Origin of the sequence: Periweissella fabaria (genome assembly GCF_918814575.1) — a bacterium.
In the GTDB taxonomy this organism is placed as follows: Bacteria; Bacillota; Bacilli; order Lactobacillales; family Lactobacillaceae; genus Periweissella; species Periweissella fabaria.
Genome location: NZ_CAKKNS010000003.1, coordinates 1 through 17,684, shown reverse-complemented (window position 1 = coordinate 17,684; position 17,684 = coordinate 1). Strand labels below are relative to the sequence as shown.

The 17,684-nt window shown below is 38.2% G+C and carries 13 protein-coding genes; 12 read left to right on the top strand and 1 reads right to left on the bottom strand.

The window, feature by feature from the left end:
• Positions 1-9: 9 nt before the first annotated feature.
• Together uvrA and LQZ75_RS04085 are read left to right on the top strand one after the other, a co-directional pair.
• A complete protein-coding gene (gene uvrA / locus LQZ75_RS04090; RefSeq protein ID WP_230096585.1) occupies positions 10-2,856 on the top strand; it encodes an excinuclease ABC subunit UvrA in 2,847 nt (948 codons plus the stop codon).
• Positions 2,857-2,868: 12 nt separating this feature from the next.
• Positions 2,869-3,258, top strand: coding sequence for a hypothetical protein (locus LQZ75_RS04085; RefSeq protein WP_230096584.1), 390 nt, complete (start codon positions 2,869-2,871; stop codon positions 3,256-3,258).
• A gap of 32 nt (positions 3,259-3,290) precedes the next feature.
• Here LQZ75_RS04085 and cbpA read toward each other — a convergent pair whose 3' ends face one another.
• Entirely contained in the window at positions 3,291-3,926 is a 636-nt protein-coding gene (gene cbpA, locus LQZ75_RS04080; protein ID WP_230096740.1) for a cyclic di-AMP binding protein CbpA, read from the bottom strand.
• 189 nt (positions 3,927-4,115) lie between these two features.
• Here cbpA and pth point away from each other — a divergent pair, with 189 nt between their 5' ends.
• The 10 genes from pth (at position 4,116) to lysS (ending at position 17,283) form a co-directional block, all read left to right on the top strand.
• Positions 4,116-4,679 (top strand): aminoacyl-tRNA hydrolase, encoded by a 564-nt coding sequence (gene pth / locus LQZ75_RS04075; RefSeq protein WP_230096583.1) that lies wholly within the window; start codon positions 4,116-4,118, stop codon positions 4,677-4,679.
• 37 nt (positions 4,680-4,716) lie between these two features.
• Positions 4,717-8,247: a transcription-repair coupling factor gene (mfd, locus tag LQZ75_RS04070; protein WP_230096582.1), complete on the top strand. Its 3,531-nt coding sequence runs from the start codon at positions 4,717-4,719 to the stop codon at positions 8,245-8,247.
• Entirely contained in the window at positions 8,237-9,811 is a 1,575-nt protein-coding gene (locus LQZ75_RS04065; protein ID WP_230096581.1) for a putative polysaccharide biosynthesis protein, read from the top strand. The genes mfd and LQZ75_RS04065 overlap by 11 nt, the downstream gene beginning before the upstream one ends.
• Positions 9,798-10,073, top strand: a complete 276-nt coding sequence (locus tag LQZ75_RS04060; protein WP_230096580.1) for an RNA-binding S4 domain-containing protein — start codon at positions 9,798-9,800, stop codon at positions 10,071-10,073. The genes LQZ75_RS04065 and LQZ75_RS04060 overlap by 14 nt, the downstream gene beginning before the upstream one ends.
• A gap of 64 nt (positions 10,074-10,137) precedes the next feature.
• The gene (locus LQZ75_RS04055) at positions 10,138-10,512 is read left to right on the top strand and encodes an FtsB family cell division protein (protein WP_230096579.1); all 375 of its coding nucleotides are present in this window, start codon (positions 10,138-10,140) and stop codon (positions 10,510-10,512) included.
• 63 nt (positions 10,513-10,575) lie between these two features.
• The gene (gene tilS, locus LQZ75_RS04050) at positions 10,576-11,943 is read left to right on the top strand and encodes a tRNA lysidine(34) synthetase TilS (RefSeq protein ID WP_230096578.1); all 1,368 of its coding nucleotides are present in this window, start codon (positions 10,576-10,578) and stop codon (positions 11,941-11,943) included.
• Between the two features lie 19 nt (positions 11,944-11,962).
• Positions 11,963-12,532, top strand: coding sequence for a hypoxanthine phosphoribosyltransferase (gene hpt / locus LQZ75_RS04045; protein ID WP_230096739.1), 570 nt, complete (start codon positions 11,963-11,965; stop codon positions 12,530-12,532).
• A 72-nt stretch (positions 12,533-12,604) separates the two neighbouring features.
• Positions 12,605-14,680: an ATP-dependent zinc metalloprotease FtsH gene (gene ftsH, locus LQZ75_RS04040; protein WP_230096577.1), complete on the top strand. Its 2,076-nt coding sequence runs from the start codon at positions 12,605-12,607 to the stop codon at positions 14,678-14,680.
• A 144-nt stretch (positions 14,681-14,824) separates the two neighbouring features.
• Positions 14,825-15,706: an Hsp33 family molecular chaperone HslO gene (gene hslO / locus LQZ75_RS04035; RefSeq protein ID WP_230096576.1), complete on the top strand. Its 882-nt coding sequence runs from the start codon at positions 14,825-14,827 to the stop codon at positions 15,704-15,706.
• An 89-nt stretch (positions 15,707-15,795) separates the two neighbouring features.
• The gene (gene lysS, locus LQZ75_RS04030; protein WP_230096575.1) at positions 15,796-17,283 is read left to right on the top strand and encodes a lysine--tRNA ligase; all 1,488 of its coding nucleotides are present in this window, start codon (positions 15,796-15,798) and stop codon (positions 17,281-17,283) included.
• Positions 17,284-17,684 lie beyond the last annotated feature (401 nt).

Sequence of the window (17,684 nt, the reverse complement as noted above, 5' to 3'; positions counted from 1 at the left end):
GGATAAAGTATGGCAAACGATAAAATAGTAATTCATGGCGCACGCGCCCATAATTTAAAAAATATTGATGTTACAATTCCCCGTGATAAATTAGTGGTTGTAACCGGCTTATCTGGCTCTGGAAAGTCATCATTAGCCTTTGATACTCTGTATGCTGAAGGTCAACGCCGCTATGTTGAAAGCCTTTCGGCCTATGCACGGCAATTTTTAGGACAAATGGATAAACCAGATGTTGATTCCATTGATGGCTTGAGTCCAGCAATTTCAATTGATCAAAAAACAACTTCCAAAAATCCCCGGTCTACAGTAGGAACCGTTACCGAAATTAATGATTATTTACGGTTGTTGTGGGCCCGGGTGGGAAAACCGGATGCGGCTGCAGATGGCATTATTACATTACCATCGATTGAACAAATTGTTGATCATGTGCTCCAGCAATATCCAGAACGGACTAAATTGCAAATTTTAGCCCCCGTGATTGTTGCAAAAACAGGTACCCACCAATCAATTTTTGCTAAAATTCGTAAAGAAGGCTTTGTACGTATTCGTTTAGACGGAGAGATTGTTGATTTAGCGGAAGACTATGCTTTAGATGAAAATGTGGCGCATACAATTGAAATTGTCGTCGATCGCATTGTTTTAAAAGACGGTATTCGTTCACGATTATTTGATTCGGTTGAATCAGCAATGCGCTTAGCGGAAGGATTAGTAACAGTTGATATTATTGGTCAAACTGAAATTACTTTTTCTGATCACTATACAGGTGCGCTTAAAGATTTTGGAGTCGGTAAGCTCGAACCACGGTTATTCTCATTTAATGCCCCATTAGGAGCTTGTCCTGTTTGTGAAGGGCTTGGAGTTAAACTTGAAGTGGATGAAGATTTAATTGTGCCAGATAAGACACTAACCTTAACTGAAGGTGCCGTTGCTGCTTGGAGTCCGATTTCATCACAATACTATCCGGCTATGTTAGCGCAATTTGCTGAACAATTTAAGATTCCAATGGATGTACCTTTTGCTAAATTAACGAAAAAGCAACGTGATCTAGTCTTGTATGGTTCTGGTAAGAAGAATTTTCATTTTCACTTTCAAAGCGATTTTGGTGGTGTTCGTGATGTGGATGCACCATTTGAAGGGGTTATTAATAATATTTCACGCCGTTACAAAGAAACGAATTCTGATTTTACCCGCGATCAAATGCGTCAGTATATGACTGAATTAACGTGTGTCGCCTGTCATGGGTACCGCTTAAATCCGGCAGCGTTATCTGTCAAAGTGAACGGCCAACACATTGCGGAAGTTTCAGAAAAAGCCGTGACGGATGAATTAGCATTTTTTAGGCAAGTTACGTTTGGTGAACAAGATGCTACGATTGCCCAACCAATCATTAAAGAAATTATTGACCGGTTAACATTTTTGGAAAACGTTGGGTTAGATTACTTAACACTATCCCGCTCAGCACGAACTTTATCTGGTGGTGAAGCTCAACGTATTCGATTAGCCACCCAAATTGGTTCGAACCTTTCAGGGGTGTTATATATTTTGGATGAACCATCAATTGGGTTGCATCAACGGGATAATGATCGTTTGATTGCGTCCCTTAAAAAAATGCGTGATTTAGGGAATACTTTAATTGTCGTTGAACACGATGAAGATACAATGTGGGCAGCTGATTATTTAATTGATATTGGGCCAGGGGCTGGTGATTTAGGTGGGCAAGTTATGGCTGCTGGTACACCTAAGCAAGTTGCACGGACAACAAAATCATTAACTGGACAATATTTAGCCGGGAAAAAGTTTATTCCAGTACCAACACAACGGCGTCAAGGGAATGGTCAAAAATTGACAATTACCGGTGCGGCTGAAAATAACTTGCAAGATGTGACGGTCGATTTTCCATTGGGGAAATTTATTGCTGTTACCGGTGTTTCAGGCTCTGGGAAATCAACGTTGGTTAATATGATTTTGAAACGGGCTTTAAAACAAAAATTGAATCATAACTCTGAGAAACCCGGCAAATTTACTAAAATTACGGGTTATGAAAACATTGAGAAAATTGTTGATATTGATCAAAGTGCTATTGGACGGACACCAAGATCTAATCCTGCAACATACACAGGTGTTTTTGATGATATTCGCGATTTATTTGCGACAACTAATGAGGCCAAGATGCGAGGCTATAAAAAAGGTCGCTTCTCATTTAATGTCAAAGGTGGGCGATGTGAAGCTTGTCACGGTGATGGTATTATCAAAATCGAGATGAATTTCTTACCTGATGTTTATGTGCCTTGTGAAGTTTGTCATGGTGCCCGGTATAATTCAGAGACGTTAGAAGTTGAGTATAAGGGTAAAAATATTGCTCAAGTTTTAGAAATGAAAGTTGCTGAAGCATTAGCATTTTTTGAACCTATTCCTAAAATTCGGCGTAAGTTACAAACAATACAAGATGTTGGCTTAGGCTACGTTGCGTTAGGTCAAAGTGCCACAACGTTGTCTGGTGGTGAAGCCCAACGAATGAAGTTGGCATCGGAATTACACAAAAAATCAACCGGAAAGAATTTTTATATTCTTGACGAACCGACAACCGGCTTGCATACTGATGATATTGCGCGTTTATTGGTCGTCTTAAATCGATTAGTCGATGCAGGTAATACTGTTCTAGTTATTGAACATAATTTGGATGTTATCAAAGCTGCTGATTACTTGATTGATATGGGCCCAGAAGGCGGCGCCGGTGGTGGTATGGTCTTAGCAACTGGGACACCAGAGGAAATCGTTGATGTTGCTAATTCATATACCGGTCAATATCTTGGTCCAATCATGAACCGCACAAAAGAATTAATGGAAAAGAAGTAGGAGATTTAAATTATGAAGCAACATGTACGTAGTTTTACTAAATTAGATGCAACAGAAGCAGCTGCAATTAGTAAAGCCTTTTTGAACTTTGCCAATGGGATGCCAGTTGATACTGATGACGTTGAAATTGCTGAGCAAGTTCAACAATTAGCAACAGAACTTGGACGGGCCAAAACGGTATCATATCTAATTGGTCGATTAGGTGATTACCAAAAGGCGTACACAAGTGCCATTACAGAGCAAGCTGGTAGTGATGAAACGGCTAAAGCATTTTATAACGGTGTTCAAACTGGTATGAATTTTATGGCTGGAGTTGGTATGGTTTTAGATGGTCGGATTGATAGTGCCGGCTTGATTGAATTTTTGGAATCAACTGAAAATAACACGGACACTGCAGAATAATTAAAAAAGGAACGCCATTTGGCGTTCCTTTTTTAATTATGTAAATCTTCAATTTCGACGACTGGATAACCTTTACGTTGTAAACCACGGATAATTTTTTGTAAAAGACTATTTTCAAGACCAAATGGTAAAGTAAATAAAATATCAACAGATTTATTTTCCGGGTGTGAATTAGACGTCATTACGGCTTCAATTGCGGTATATTTAGAAATAACTTTTGAAGTTGATTGCAAATCACCGCGTTGACCAGCTGTGCGAACCCGAAGGACATAAGAACCACGATCAACATTCCAACTTGTTGAAAGAGACTCCATTAAACTGGCGTGAGTTAAGATACCATAAAAATGATTTTGATGATCCAATACTGCGATGTAAGGGAGGTCACGAATAGCGAAAAAGATTGAATAAAAAGCAGCGTCAAGGTTAATGAACTTGGTGGAATTACGCATTAACGTAGTTACAGGTAATTCCATGTCACCATGTTCAGCCATGTGGCGATAGACGTGCATTTTATAGATATTACCACGGAAAAGTTCGCCGGTAGTATCTAAAATCGGAATTGCACGAAAATTAGAATTTTCAAAGATAGCAAGAGCTTCACTAATTGTTGTATTTTCATGAACAATTGTGAGCTCCTGTTTAGGTTTTATGAACGAAATATCCAAAATGTCGCCTCCGATTAAAATTTGCTGAGATAATATTTAATCTTATCATATAGATGGTTAAAAAAATAGAACAATCGATGAAAAAGTAGTTAACATGGTATAATAACTTTGAGTGATTTTAAATTAAAAGTAGGGGGGTCCGATTACGGGCGCCTCTACTTTGGCATAATGAAACGAGGATATAGATAGATAATGAAAATGATAGTTGGTTTAGGTAATATTGGTGAAAAGTATGCACAAACCCGCCACAATGTGGGCTTTATGGTGGTTGATGCGTTAGCGAAAGAGTTGAAAATTAGTTTAAAAAAAGTGAAACAAGAGGCGTTTATCGCTCAAGTTCAATTGGCAGGTGAAAAGGTCTTGTTAGTGCAGCCAACTACCTACATGAATGATTCTGGTCGGGCGGTCGCTGCTTTGATGAAATATTATGATATTGCCATTGAAGATATTTTAGTTATTTTTGATGACATGGATCGGGCGATGGGCTCACTGCGGTTACGCCAAAAAGGGTCAGCAGGTGGTCATAATGGGATTAAGAGTATTATTGCTCATACTGGGACCCAGGAGTTTAAACGTTTGAAATTTGGTATTGACCATCCTGACCATACACCAGATGCAGTAGTTAATTATGTCTTAGGTAAGTTTAGTAAAGAACAACAACAACCATTGGCAGATGGGTTAATTTTAGCAATGCAAATTGTTGAAGATTGGGTTGGTAATGACGATTTTCAAGCAACGATGAATAAATTTAACTAACCCCGGCATGTAGCAATTTATAAAAGGAGTTGAAGGGATGCAAATTCAAGATTTAATTGCTCAGACTGATGAATTTAAAAATGTTTTAGAGCATTTGATACCTCATACCCGCCAATTGATTACTGGTTTGACGGGTTCAGCTCGAACGACGTATTATGCTTCATTTTTTGCGAATTTAACACAGCCACAATTAATTGTGGCAGATAATCAATTACATGCTGACCAAATTATTGAGGATTTGAAAAATTTTATAAATGACGAGCAAATCTTTAATTTTCCAGCTGAAGATCGAATTGAAGTTGAGCTAGCAACAGCGTCTCCAGATGCTCGAGCTGCTCGAATAGCAGCCTTAACAGCTTTACTGTCAGAACAACCAGTAATTGTTGTCACGACGTTAGCCGGTGTCCGCAAAAAATTGACGCCGCCATCAATTTTTAAAGCTGCCAATCTCCAGCTTGATTTTGTAACTGAGTATCAATTTGAATCATTACAGCCATCCTTACTAATGATGGGATACGAACAAGTTAAGATGGTTGATAAACCTGGAGATTTTGCGATTCGAGGTTCAATTATTGATATTTATCCTTTTGGCGTTGAGAATCCAGTCCGGGTTGATTTTTTTGATACGATGATTGATTCAATGCGCTTTTTTGATATTGTTTCCCAAAAATCCTTAGCAACAATCGAACAGTTCACAGTTCGACCAGTCAATGAATTTATCTTAGATGAGCCCACTTTAGTTAATGGTCAAGCAAAATTAGCAGATGCGATGACGACGGTCCGGACTAGTCTTACAGGGGCCGCTAAAAAACATTTGACGGATTATTTTACACCGTTGCTAGCAGATAACGCTTTGACACAAGCTCAAGAGTTGAACATATATATTGACTATTTCTACCCGCAAACAGCGTCGATTGTCGATTATTTAAGTGACCAAGGAGTTTTAATTTTTGAAGATTTAGCTCATTTACAAGATTCAGAACAACAGCTAATAACTAATGATGCAGAATGGATTACTAATCGTCTAGCACAACAAAAAGTGTTACCACAAGTTGAAGTGGCGCATCGGTTGCTAAATATTGTGCATCACAGTGGTCATGCTCAGATGATTGTAAGTCAATTTCAAAAAGGCATCGGTAAACTTAAATTAGATAATTTGGTGCAAGTTAATTCACGAGTCATGCAACAATTTTTTGGCCAATTACCATTGTTAAAATCAGAGATGGAACGTTGGTACAAACAAAAATATACGGTTTTGATTTTAGCTAATACGCAAGACCGTATCAGTGAAATTCAACGAATTTTAGCTGATTTTGAAATTAGCGTCACCATTGTTAAAGTTGACGAACTTCAAGCGCAATTAGTTCAAGTACTTACAGGTCAATTACATAGTGGTTTTGAATTAACAACTCAACGATTGGCTGTACTAACAGAAAACGAAATTTTTGCCAGCGTCCGTAAAAAGGCCCGTCCAAAACGCCAAACATTAGCGAATGCAGAGCGCATAAAAAGTTATTCTGAACTAAAAGTTGGCGATTATGTGGTGCATGTTAATCACGGAATTGGTGTGTATGAAGGCATGCAAACTTTGGAAGTACATGGTGTTCACCAAGATTACATCACGATTGGGTATCAAAAAGACGCTAAAATTTTTATTCCCGCTTCGCAACTTAATTTAGTACAAAAATATGTTGGTGCCGAGGATAAAACACCAAAAATTAATAAATTAGGTGGTGTTGAATGGGCTAAAACGAAACGTAAAGTTGCTAGTCAAATAGAAGATATTGCTGATCAACTCATTGCGTTATATGCTGAACGTGAAGCGGCTCAAGGTTTTGCATTTAGTCATAATGAAGCAGCGATGCAAACTTTTGCCGATGCCTTTCCATATACAGAAACGCCTGATCAATTACGTTCAACAGCGGAAGTTTTGGCCGATATGGAAAAACAACGGCCAATGGATCGACTATTAGTGGGAGATGTTGGTTTTGGTAAAACAGAAGTGGCATTTCGAGCTGCTTATAAAGCGTTTTTAGACCAAAAACAAGTTGCGATTTTAGTACCAACAACGATTTTGGCACAGCAACATTTTGAATCAATGCAAGCACGATTTGCAGAGTTTGGTGTAAAACTAGGCTTGTTATCACGTTTTCAAACTCCCAAACAAATAAAAGAAACGATTGCTGGATTGAAAAATCACACAATTGATATTGTTGTTGGGACGCACCGAGTATTATCAAAAGATGTCGTTTTTGCTGATATTGGTTTGCTGATTGTTGATGAAGAACAACGCTTCGGGGTGAAACATAAAGAACGCTTGAAAGAATTAAAAACAAATGTTGATGTCCTAACGTTGACTGCCACGCCTATTCCACGGACATTACATATGTCAATGTTGGGAGTTCGCGATTTATCAGTTATTGAGACGCCACCAGCAAATCGGTATCCAATCCAAACATATGTTATGGAACAAAATGGTGGGGTAATTGCTGATGCAATTGAACGTGAAATGGGGCGGCAAGGACAGGTTTTTTACTTGCATAATCGGGTTAATGATATTGAAAAAGTTACGGGTTATTTAGGAGCGTTAGTACCTGAAGCACGGATTGTTTATGCTCACGGGCAAATGACTGAAAATCAGTTAGAAACGGTTTTATATGATTTTATTAATCGTGAATATGATGTGTTAGTGGCAACAACAATTATTGAAACAGGTGTTGATATTCCCAATGCGAATACTTTAATTATTGAAAATGCTGATCATATGGGATTAGCCCAATTGTATCAATTGCGTGGCCGGGTTGGTCGCTCCTCACGAGTCGCCTATGCGTACTTTACGTATCCGATAAACCAAAGTCTCAACGAGGAAAGTGAAAAGCGCCTCGAGGCAATTCGTGATTTTACTGAACTAGGCTCAGGATTTAAGATTGCAATGCGTGATTTAAGCATTCGGGGAGCTGGGAATTTATTAGGTAAGCAACAACATGGTTTCATCGATTCTGTTGGATATGATTTATATACACAAATGCTAACCGAAGCGGTTGCGAAAAAACGTGGACAAGGGCAAACGAAGGTCTCAGATGCCGAAATTGATTTAACAATTGAAGCCTATATTCCAACTACGTACATTGAAGATCAAGGTCAAAAAATTGAAATGTATCGTCGAATTCGTCAAGCTATAACCGAACCGCAGTTTATTGAAGTCGAAGAAGATTTATTAGATCGCTTTGGGGAATATCCAACCGAAGTTAGCAATTTACTCCAGATTAGTCGCTTGAAAACACTTGCTGATAGTGCATTGGTTGAAAAAATTTGGCAAGAAAATAATTTTATTTTCGTACAATTTTCAGCGTCAGCAGTTAAAGCGTTATCAATGGAAACAGTAATGACCAATATGGCGCATACTAAGTTACGCTCAGCAATTGGTCAAGGAACTAATGACGCGCTTAAAATTAAGTTTGTTATTCAACCTAATATGACCCAATCAATTTGGTTTACGGAATTAAGTAACTATTTACAAGCTATTGTAAGTAGTCAACAAATTGGCGAGGAAAAAGATGGGCAATAAAAAGTTAGTACAAGGGACAGCATTATTAGCTATTGCGGCTTTAATTGCCAAAGTCCTTAGTGCTGTATATCGGATTCCTTTAGAAAATTTTGTCGGTGATACGGGATTTTATGTGTATCAGCAAATTTATCCAATTTACGGGATTGGCATGGTTTTAGCTTTAAATGGGTTGCCTAATTTTATTTCTAAATTAATTGTTGCAGAACCAACCCAAGATGCTCAAGATAAATTGGCTGGGCATTTATTACGATTACTGACTTTGTTGGCAATTATCCTAGTGTTGGGGTTAAACTTGGGTGCTAAATTAATCGCTGAATTAATGGGTGATGTTCAGTTAACAAATGTAATTAGGGCCGTTAGTCTCATGTTTATCATTATGCCCGTGATGGCGGTTGGACGTGGCGTGGCCCAAGGTCAGTTAGATATGCGACCAACAGCGTATTCACAAGTAATTGAACAGTTTGTACGTGTGCTGATTATTGTTGTTGTGGCATATGTGGCCATGAAAACTACAATGAATGTTTATTTAATGGGTACGTTAGCAATGCTTTCGGCGCCAATTGCCGGGTTAGCTGCTAGTATGTTTTTTATTAAGCCAACTCGAAAATATTGGCAAGTAACCCAGCACGAAAAATTAAATTGGAATTTGTTTGGGAAAATTGGTAGTGAAGGGTTGTTAGTTAGTGTACTAGCAGCATTGTTGATTATCTTGCAATTAGTTGATTCCTTCACGATTAAGAATGGTTTAGTGGCCAATGGTATGCCGACTGAAACGGCTAAGATAGCCAAAGGAATTTATGACCGGGCCCAGCCAATTGTGCAATTTGGTTTAGTAATTGCAACTAGTTTTGGGACAGCCTTAGTGCCGCGATTACGACAAGCGTATTTAGCTGGGGAATGGGCTACGGTTGCACAAACTGGTCAAAGCCTTTTACGGCTAACCGTCTGGCTATCGAGTGCTGCAACGGTGGGGATGATTTGTTTGATGCCACAGATCAATCTTGTATTATTTGGTAGCACCGCGGGAAGTTCTGTCTTAGCAGTGTATATTTTAAGTGTGGTAATTATGTCCATCTTAATTTTATTAACAAGTATTTTACAGAGCTTAGATCTGACAAAAATTTTAACTCATGGGATATTAGTTGCGTTAATTAGCAAAATAGGGGTAAACTTATTATTAATTAAATACCTCGGGTTAATTGGCGCTAGTTGGGCAACCGTATTGTCGTTATCCTTGATGTTAGGGTACGTGTTAATGCGCTTACCCAAACAGTTACAGGTTGTGTTATTACCTTGGCGGTTATGTTTAAAAATGGCCGGTCACTTGCTTATTATGGCTGGACTTGTTAAATTTATAACTTATATAACCACTCTAATAATCGGTCAAGATCGTTTGTTGAGTATTATAGTAATTAGCGTGGGAAGTATTGTCGGTGGCCTTGTTTTTATTTGCCTCTCGGTTTGGCAACAAACTTTGACGGATAAAGAATGGGAATTGTTACCTAAAGGAGCCGATATTATTGAATTAACCAAGAAATTGAGGAAAAAAGATGCGATTAGATAAATTTTTAAAAGTTTCACGTATTATTAAGCGCCGGAGTGTGGCCAAAGATATTTCCGATCAAGGACGTATTTTGATTAATGGAAAAAAAGCTAAATCATCATCAAATTTAAATATCAATGATGAGTTAGAAATCCATTTTGGTAATAAGACGCTAGTTGTTGAAGTGTTGGCATTACTTGAAACAACTAAAAAAGAAGATGCTGATAAGATGTATCAAGTATTAAAAGAAGATTACGAACAAAACTTTGATATCGAAGCATAGGTTGTTCATGTTAAAATAAAGTGGGATTATAACGGATGTTAAAGAGTGGTGAGGACAGATACGTATGAAATTAAATTCAGAATTTAAACAAGACATTCGTGCAAGCGAGAGTTTAAATGATCAACGCGATTCATACTACGCTGATGTCCATCGTCGCCGCCGAAAAATGATGCGTTGGGCTACAACGGCTATTTTAGTGGTATGTTCTTTAACGATTGGTTACCGAATGGTGCAATATCAAATCGTTAAGCAACAAATTGCGGAAGTAAATCAGTCGGTTGTTAAAGTTAAGCAAGATAATAGCAATCTTAAACAACAAGTCACGGCATTACATGATCCGACTTATTTACAACAATTAATTCGTGAAAAGTACATGTATACAAAACAAGGCGAACAAGTCTATAATTTGCCAGCAACTGATCCAGATGCTAATAGATAAATAAAAAGCTACGCTATGGCGTAGCTTTTTATTTATTATGAAATAGGTATAAGTAAAGGGGGCATGATGAAACGACAATTAATTAAGCTTATGCAGCAAGTTAAAAATAATATAACTAAACAGCAACTATTTTTACCAACAGAAACCCTCGTTGTTGCTGCGTCAGCCGGGGTTGATTCACAAGTATTGTTAGCCAGTCTAGCGCAACTACATGCGGCCCCAAAAATTATTGTGGCCCATATCAATCATGATATGCGAGCGCAAGCAGCCACTGAAGCTACTTTTGTCGCCCAACAAGCCAAGCAATATGGTTTCAAATATGAAGAATTAATCTGGCCACAAACACAACACCCAAAGCATGGGATTGAAGCGGCTGGTCGTGAAGTACGGTATCGGTTTTTAGCACAAATTGCTGCTAAATATCACGCTTCAAAAATTCTTACAGCTCACCATGCTAATGACGTCGCTGAGACCTTTTTGATGAAATTAATGCGTGGTGGCCGTTGGGAACAATTAGGAAGTATTCAATGGACGCGGGCGTTTAATGCTCAAACAGATATCGTACGACCATTACTAAATATTCCTAAAAAAGATTTAATAGCGTATGCCCACCAAAATAACCTTCAGTGGTATGAGGATGCTAGTAACCAAGATTTGAATTACACGCGTAATCGGATTCGCCATACCCTGTTACCGCAAATGATTACTGAAAATCCACAAGCAGTAAGCCAGCTTAATCAATATGCCCGGCAAATCACACATGTTGATGAAATGGTTACGGAACAAGTCGAACTTTATTTAAAAACGGTGCAACAAACTCAATATTGGGACAAAATTCCTAAGTCGTGGTTCCAAGCAACTTTAAAGGCGTATCTAGCAGTAGAAGTACCAAATGTTAGTATTAAAGAAAATCAATTACACCAAATTGAAAATTTGTATTTTAATGTTACTCGACCAAATGGCAAAGTAGTTCTGAATAAAGAATACGAATTAGTTAAAACTTATCAAAAAATAGCTTTAATACGTCGGCAGACAAAAGTAATTCACCGACGAAATTCGTTGGATAATGTGATAACATTGAATAAGTGGTATTTATTACCAAATGGTGGTAAATTTATTGTTAAACAAAAGGTAACAAACCCACACAATTTGAATAATAGCGCTATAATCATCCCAATACACCTTGAGGACGATGCTTGGCCTTTACGCCTACGTTATCGAAAAGACGGGGATGCAATTGGCTTAAAAAATGGACATCAAAAAGTTGCACGGGTCTTAATTGACGCCAAGGTGCCCTTTGAAGAGCGTGATGCAATTCCGTTATTAACTGATGCACATAATCAAGTATTGTGGGTAGTTGACTATAAAGCAAATTGGGTAAGGCCTGATCAAGTAAATTATGAAGTAATTTACATTCCAGATACTAAATAGGAGAGTTTATTAGATGACAATGAACAACGACATTGAGCGCGTTTTATATAGTGAGGCAGATATTGCGGCGGCTGCCCAACGAATTGGAGCTCAATTGGCGCATGATTACGCTGGTAAAACCCCAATTTTACTTTCAGTTTTAAAGGGTGCTATTCTTTGGACTGTTGATGTAATGCGGGCAATGGATGAATATGCTGAGATTGAATTTATCGATGTTTCTAGTTATCATGGTGGTGTTGAGTCTGCGGGTTCAATTACTTTGAAAACGGATTTAACAACTGATGTTAAAGGTCGTGATATCATTATCCTAGAGGATATTGTTGATACCGGTCGAACTTTGAAGTACATGATTGAATTATTGAAACAACGTGGGGCTAATAGTATTAAAGTAGCAAGTTTACTTGATAAAAAAGAAGGTCGCGTAGTCGAGATTGATGTTGACTACATTGGCTTTGATGTACCAAATGAGTTTGTAGTCGGCTATGGCTTGGACTACAAGGACTTGTATCGTAACTTGCCTTATGTGGGTGTTTTGAAGCCAGAAATATATACAGCTGAAGATACTGCAACATTAAATGGTCAAGATTAGTCAAATGTGGTATATTATCAATTAAATAGATAAGCTAACGCTAAATTCGAAAGATTCAGCAAGGAGGCATATATGAACAATCGACGGAATAATGGTGTATTCCGCAATTCTTTCTTATATATTATTATGTTTTTGGCCGTGATCGGGGTAATTACCTTTTTCACTAACGGCGGAGGGCAAAATGGGACACAAGAAATTAATGCAACAAAATTCACCAGCCAATTAACGAGTGGTAAAATTAAAACCTACTCAATTCAACCGGGTAACGGAGTTTACAAGATTTCTGGTGATTACAAAAAAGCACAAACAGTGTCAAGTAAAGCACCATTACTAGGTGGTTCAACAACAAGTAAAGTAACAAGTTTTACAACAACTGTGTTGACAAATGACCCAGTTGTTAAAGAAATTCAACAAGCAACTAAGAAGGGGGATGCGACAGAAGTTGTTAAATCACAACCTTCAGGTATTTTAAGTAATATTCTCATTACATTAGTACCAATGTTAATCTTAGTTGGTTTATTTTATCTCATGATGAGTCAAGCTGGTCAAGGTGGCGGTGGCGGCCGTGGCGGCGTGATGAATTTTGGGAAATCAAAAGCCAAGCCAGCTGATCCAAAATCTAACACAGTTCGATTTGCCGATGTTGCCGGTGCTGAAGAAGAAAAACAAGAATTAGTTGAAGTTGTTGACTTCTTGAAAGATCCTAAGAAGTTTGCTGCTTTAGGAGCACGTATCCCAGCGGGGGTACTTTTAGAAGGGCCTCCCGGAACAGGTAAGACTTTACTTGCTAAAGCGGTTGCTGGTGAAGCCGGCGTACCATTCTACTCAATTTCAGGTTCTGATTTTGTTGAAATGTTTGTTGGGGTTGGGGCATCACGGGTTCGTGATCTCTTTGATAACGCCAAGCGTACGTCACCTTCAATTATCTTTATTGATGAAATCGATGCCATTGGTCGTAAACGTGGCTCAGGTATGGGGGGCGGTAACGATGAACGTGAACAAACCCTTAACCAAATGTTGATTGAAATGGATGGATTTACTAAGACTGATGCAGTTATTGTTATTGCAGCAACTAACCGTTCAGATGTCTTAGATCCAGCACTTCTTCGGCCAGGTCGTTTTGACCGTAAAATTTTAGTTGGTGCCCCTGATGTTAAAGGACGTGAAGCTGTTTTACGTGTGCATGCTAAGAATAAGCCGTTGGCATCTGATGTTGACTTAAAAGTTATTGCACAACAAACTCCTGGTTTTGTTGGGGCTGACTTGGAAAACTTGCTTAATGAAGCAGCTTTACTTGCCGCTCGTCGTAATAAGCAAGAAATTGATGCATCTGACGTTGATGAAGCGGAAGATCGTGTGATTGCTGGTCCAGCTAAAAAGGATCGTGTTATTTCCAAACATGAACGTGAAACAGTTGCATATCACGAAGCTGGTCACGCTTTAGTTGGGATGGTCTTGAGTAATGCCCGCGTAGTGCACAAAGTTACGATTGTACCACGGGGTCGTGCCGGCGGTTATGCTATTGTCTTACCAAAAGAAGATCAAATGTTGCTTAATAAAGATGATGCCATGGATCAAATCGCTGGTTTGATGGGTGGTCGTGCGGCTGAAGAAGTTATCTTCCACCAACAATCATCGGGAGCATCTAATGACTTCCAACAAGCAACAGGGATTGCTCGTGCCATGGTTACCCAATATGGAATGTCTGATAAAGTTGGAATGGTCCAACTTGAAGGTGGTGGCGCAATGTTTGCTGGTGAACAATTTGGTGGTAATGCACCATTCTCTGAAGAAACTTCACGGATGGTTGATGAAGAAATTCGTCGGATTTCCACTGAAGGATTCACACAAGCGAAGGAAATCATTGAATCTCACCGGGCACAACACAAAGCGATTGCTGAAGCCTTGTTGAAATACGAAACCCTTGATGCTAAGGAAATTAAGAGTTTGTTTGAAACTGGTTTAATGCCAGCTGAATCTGAAGCGCAAGCAAATGCTGATCATTCAGCATCAACTTTCGAAGAAGCTAAAGCTGAAGCTGCTAAAAAAGATGCGGAACAAGCCGCTCAATATACGCAACCAGAAGATGAATCAAAAAATGAAACATCAACATTTGATACATCACGTCATGATACGGATGCAGAATAATGTTTAAAAAGAGCTTCTTGACCTTTGGGTTAAGAAGCTTTTTTTGTGAGTGCAAGGTAAAAATATGAAAATGACAGTCAAATCACAATCAAGTTGCTTTTTTTGCTAAAATAAAGGTAAATATAATTAATATAGGAGATTTTAATGACAGATTATTTAATTAAAAGTGTTACTCAAGATGGTAACTTTCGGGCGTATGCAATTTTAACGACTGATTTAGTAGCTAAAGCTCAAGTTTTACACGATACATGGGCGTCATCATCAGCTGCGTTGGGACGGACATTAACAGGCGGCTTATTAATGGCATCATCAATTTTAAAAGGTGACGATAAGTTAAGTATTAAATTTGATGGTCAAGGGCCGGTCGGGAACGTGGTTGTGGAAGCAACTCCTAAAGGGAAAGTTAAAGGCTACATTCAAAATCCGCATGTTAACTTGGAACCTAAAGCGGACGGCCATATTGATGTTGCTAAAGCCGTTGGTCAGGATGGCTTTTTGACGATTACAAAGGATCAAGGATTTGGTATGCCGTTTACTGGGCAAGTACCAATTGTGAGTGGTGAAATTGGTGAAGACTTTACATATTACTTAGCTAAGTCAGAACAAATTCCATCTGCAGTGGGCGTCTCAGTGTTTGTAAATGCAGATAGTACAATTGCTGCTGCAGGCGGCTTTTTAATTCAACTGTTGCCGGGAGCTGATGACGAAGCAATTTCAGCGCTTGAAAAAAAGTTAGCTGAAATGCCAATGTTATCGGAGTTATTATTAGCCGGTAAACAACCAGAAGATATTTTGGAAATGCTTTTTGATAATACTGAAGTAAATGTGATTGATAAAATTCCAGTTGAATTTGAATGTGATTGTTCAAAAGAAAAATTTGCAGACCGAATGGCTGCTTTGCCTAAAGCTGATTTACAAGATTTGATTGACCTTGATCATGGTGCTGAAGTAGTTTGCTCGTACTGTAATACGCATTATCAATTTAGTGAAAGTGATTTACAAGGTATTATTGATAATCAAGCGTAAACCGACGGTAAATTCTATTTAAAGGCTTGCATTTTTATGTTTTTCTTGTAATAGTAATAAAGGAATAACTGCAGAAAAGAGGAATAATTGTGGCAAATCAAGAACCAACAATGAATGACCAAATGATCGCCCGTCGCGAGAAAATGACTGAATTACGCGAAAATGGGATTGATCCATTTGGTCAAAAATTTGATCGTACAGCATTAGCAGCTGACTTACACGCCGAATATGGCGATTTAGAAAAAGACGAATTAAACGATAAACACCTTGTTGTGAAAATCGCTGGTCGGATGATGTCTAAACGTGGTAAAGGTAAAGTTGGTTTTGCAGACATTAAAGACCGTAGTGGTAAGTTACAAATCTACGTGCGTAAAGATGTTGTCGGTGAAGAAAACTACTTTATCTTTAAAAAAGCAGACCTTGGTGATTGGTTAGGGGTCGAAGGTGAATTAATCAAGACAGATATGGGTGAATTGACAATTAAGCCAACTCACGTAACTCACTTGAGTAAAGCGCTTCGTCCATTACCAGATAAGTACCATGGTTTGACGGATGTTGAAACTATCTATCGTCAGCGCTATTTGGACTTGATTGCTAATGAAGAATCATTTGATAAATTTCAAAAACGTTCAAAGATTATTTCTGCAGTACGTGCTTACTTGGATAGTCAAATGTTTACAGAAGTTGAAACACCAATGCTTCAAACTGAAGCTGGTGGTGCTTCAGCCCGTCCGTTTGTTACTCACCACAATGCTTTAAATATTGATATGTATCTTCGGATTGCGCTTGAACTTCATTTGAAGCGTTTGATTGTCGGTGGAATGGATCGTGTTTACGAAATTGGCCGAGTATTCCGAAATGAAGGGATGGATACAAAACACAATCCTGAATTTACGGTTCTTGAATCATATGCTGCTTTTTGGAACTTTGAAGATGTGATGAATGAAACGGAAGCTATCTTTAAAGCTGCGGCTAAAGTAGTAACTGATAATGGAATTGTGAATTACCAAGGAACTGAAATTAATTTAGAACAACCATTTGCACGTAAGCACATGGTTGACTTGATTAAAGAACAAACAGGAATTGATTTCTGGCAACCAATGACAGTTGAAGAAGCTAAAGCATTAGCTGATGAAAAACATGTTAAGTATGAAGCATACTGGACAGTTGGGCACATCATTAATGAATTCTTCGAAACATTTGTTGAAGATACATTAGTTCAACCAACATTTGTATACGGTCATCCATTGGAAGTTTCACCATTGGCCAAGAAAAATGATGATGATGCTCGCTTTACTGATCGTTTTGAATTGTTTATCATGGGTGGTGAATACGCCAATGCCTTTACTGAATTAAACGATCCAATTGATCAACGTCAACGTTTTGAAGCGCAAGCAGCTGAACGTGAAGCTGGAAATGATGAAGCTGAAGGAATTGATGAAGACTTTATCGAGGCCCTTGAATATGGTATGCCACCTACAGGGGGACTTGGAATTGGGATTGATCGTTTAGTTATGTTATTAACTGATTCGGAATCAATTCGCGATGTCTTGTTATTCCCAACAATGCGACCATAATTAAATTAAGCAAAAAGACTCTGAAATAGCTATTTTAGAGTCTTTTTTTGTTACATAATTGCGTAAAAAGGTTACCGGTTGTTAATGACTAATGAATTTGGATATAATTGATGGTTTTTTTACAAAAATTGTTGACGAAAGGCAGTGATTCATAGTAAGATATTACTTGTCGCTAAACGAGTTATTTAAATGTTATGACAATGATTATTAAATGAAAAAAGTTGTTGACTAAATGTTGAACTTCTGATATTATTAATAAATGTTGTTGCGGCATATTAAGTTGCTAACAACAACGTAGATCTTTGAAAACTGAATAAAGTTTTGACAATCAAATGTGTAAGTACTTTGAAACTAGATTTCAGAGTTAAACAAATTTGCGAATGTCAATTTCGCTAGTAAAT

Excerpts from the sequence above, each read along its gene's own strand:
- uvrA (WP_230096585.1), top strand. The coding sequence starts at position 10 with ATGGCAAACGATAAAATAGTAATTCATGGCGCACGCGCCCATAATTTA.
- LQZ75_RS04085 (WP_230096584.1), top strand. The coding sequence starts at position 2,869 with ATGAAGCAACATGTACGTAGTTTTACTAAATTAGATGCAACAGAAGCA.
- pth (WP_230096583.1), top strand. The coding sequence starts at position 4,116 with ATGAAAATGATAGTTGGTTTAGGTAATATTGGTGAAAAGTATGCACAA.
- mfd (WP_230096582.1), top strand. The coding sequence starts at position 4,717 with ATGCAAATTCAAGATTTAATTGCTCAGACTGATGAATTTAAAAATGTT.
- LQZ75_RS04065 (WP_230096581.1), top strand. The coding sequence starts at position 8,237 with ATGGGCAATAAAAAGTTAGTACAAGGGACAGCATTATTAGCTATTGCG.
- LQZ75_RS04060 (WP_230096580.1), top strand. The coding sequence starts at position 9,798 with ATGCGATTAGATAAATTTTTAAAAGTTTCACGTATTATTAAGCGCCGG.
- LQZ75_RS04055 (WP_230096579.1), top strand. The coding sequence starts at position 10,138 with ATGAAATTAAATTCAGAATTTAAACAAGACATTCGTGCAAGCGAGAGT.
- tilS (WP_230096578.1), top strand. The coding sequence starts at position 10,576 with ATGATGAAACGACAATTAATTAAGCTTATGCAGCAAGTTAAAAATAAT.
- hpt (WP_230096739.1), top strand. The coding sequence starts at position 11,963 with ATGAACAACGACATTGAGCGCGTTTTATATAGTGAGGCAGATATTGCG.
- ftsH (WP_230096577.1), top strand. The coding sequence starts at position 12,605 with ATGAACAATCGACGGAATAATGGTGTATTCCGCAATTCTTTCTTATAT.
- hslO (WP_230096576.1), top strand. The coding sequence starts at position 14,825 with ATGACAGATTATTTAATTAAAAGTGTTACTCAAGATGGTAACTTTCGG.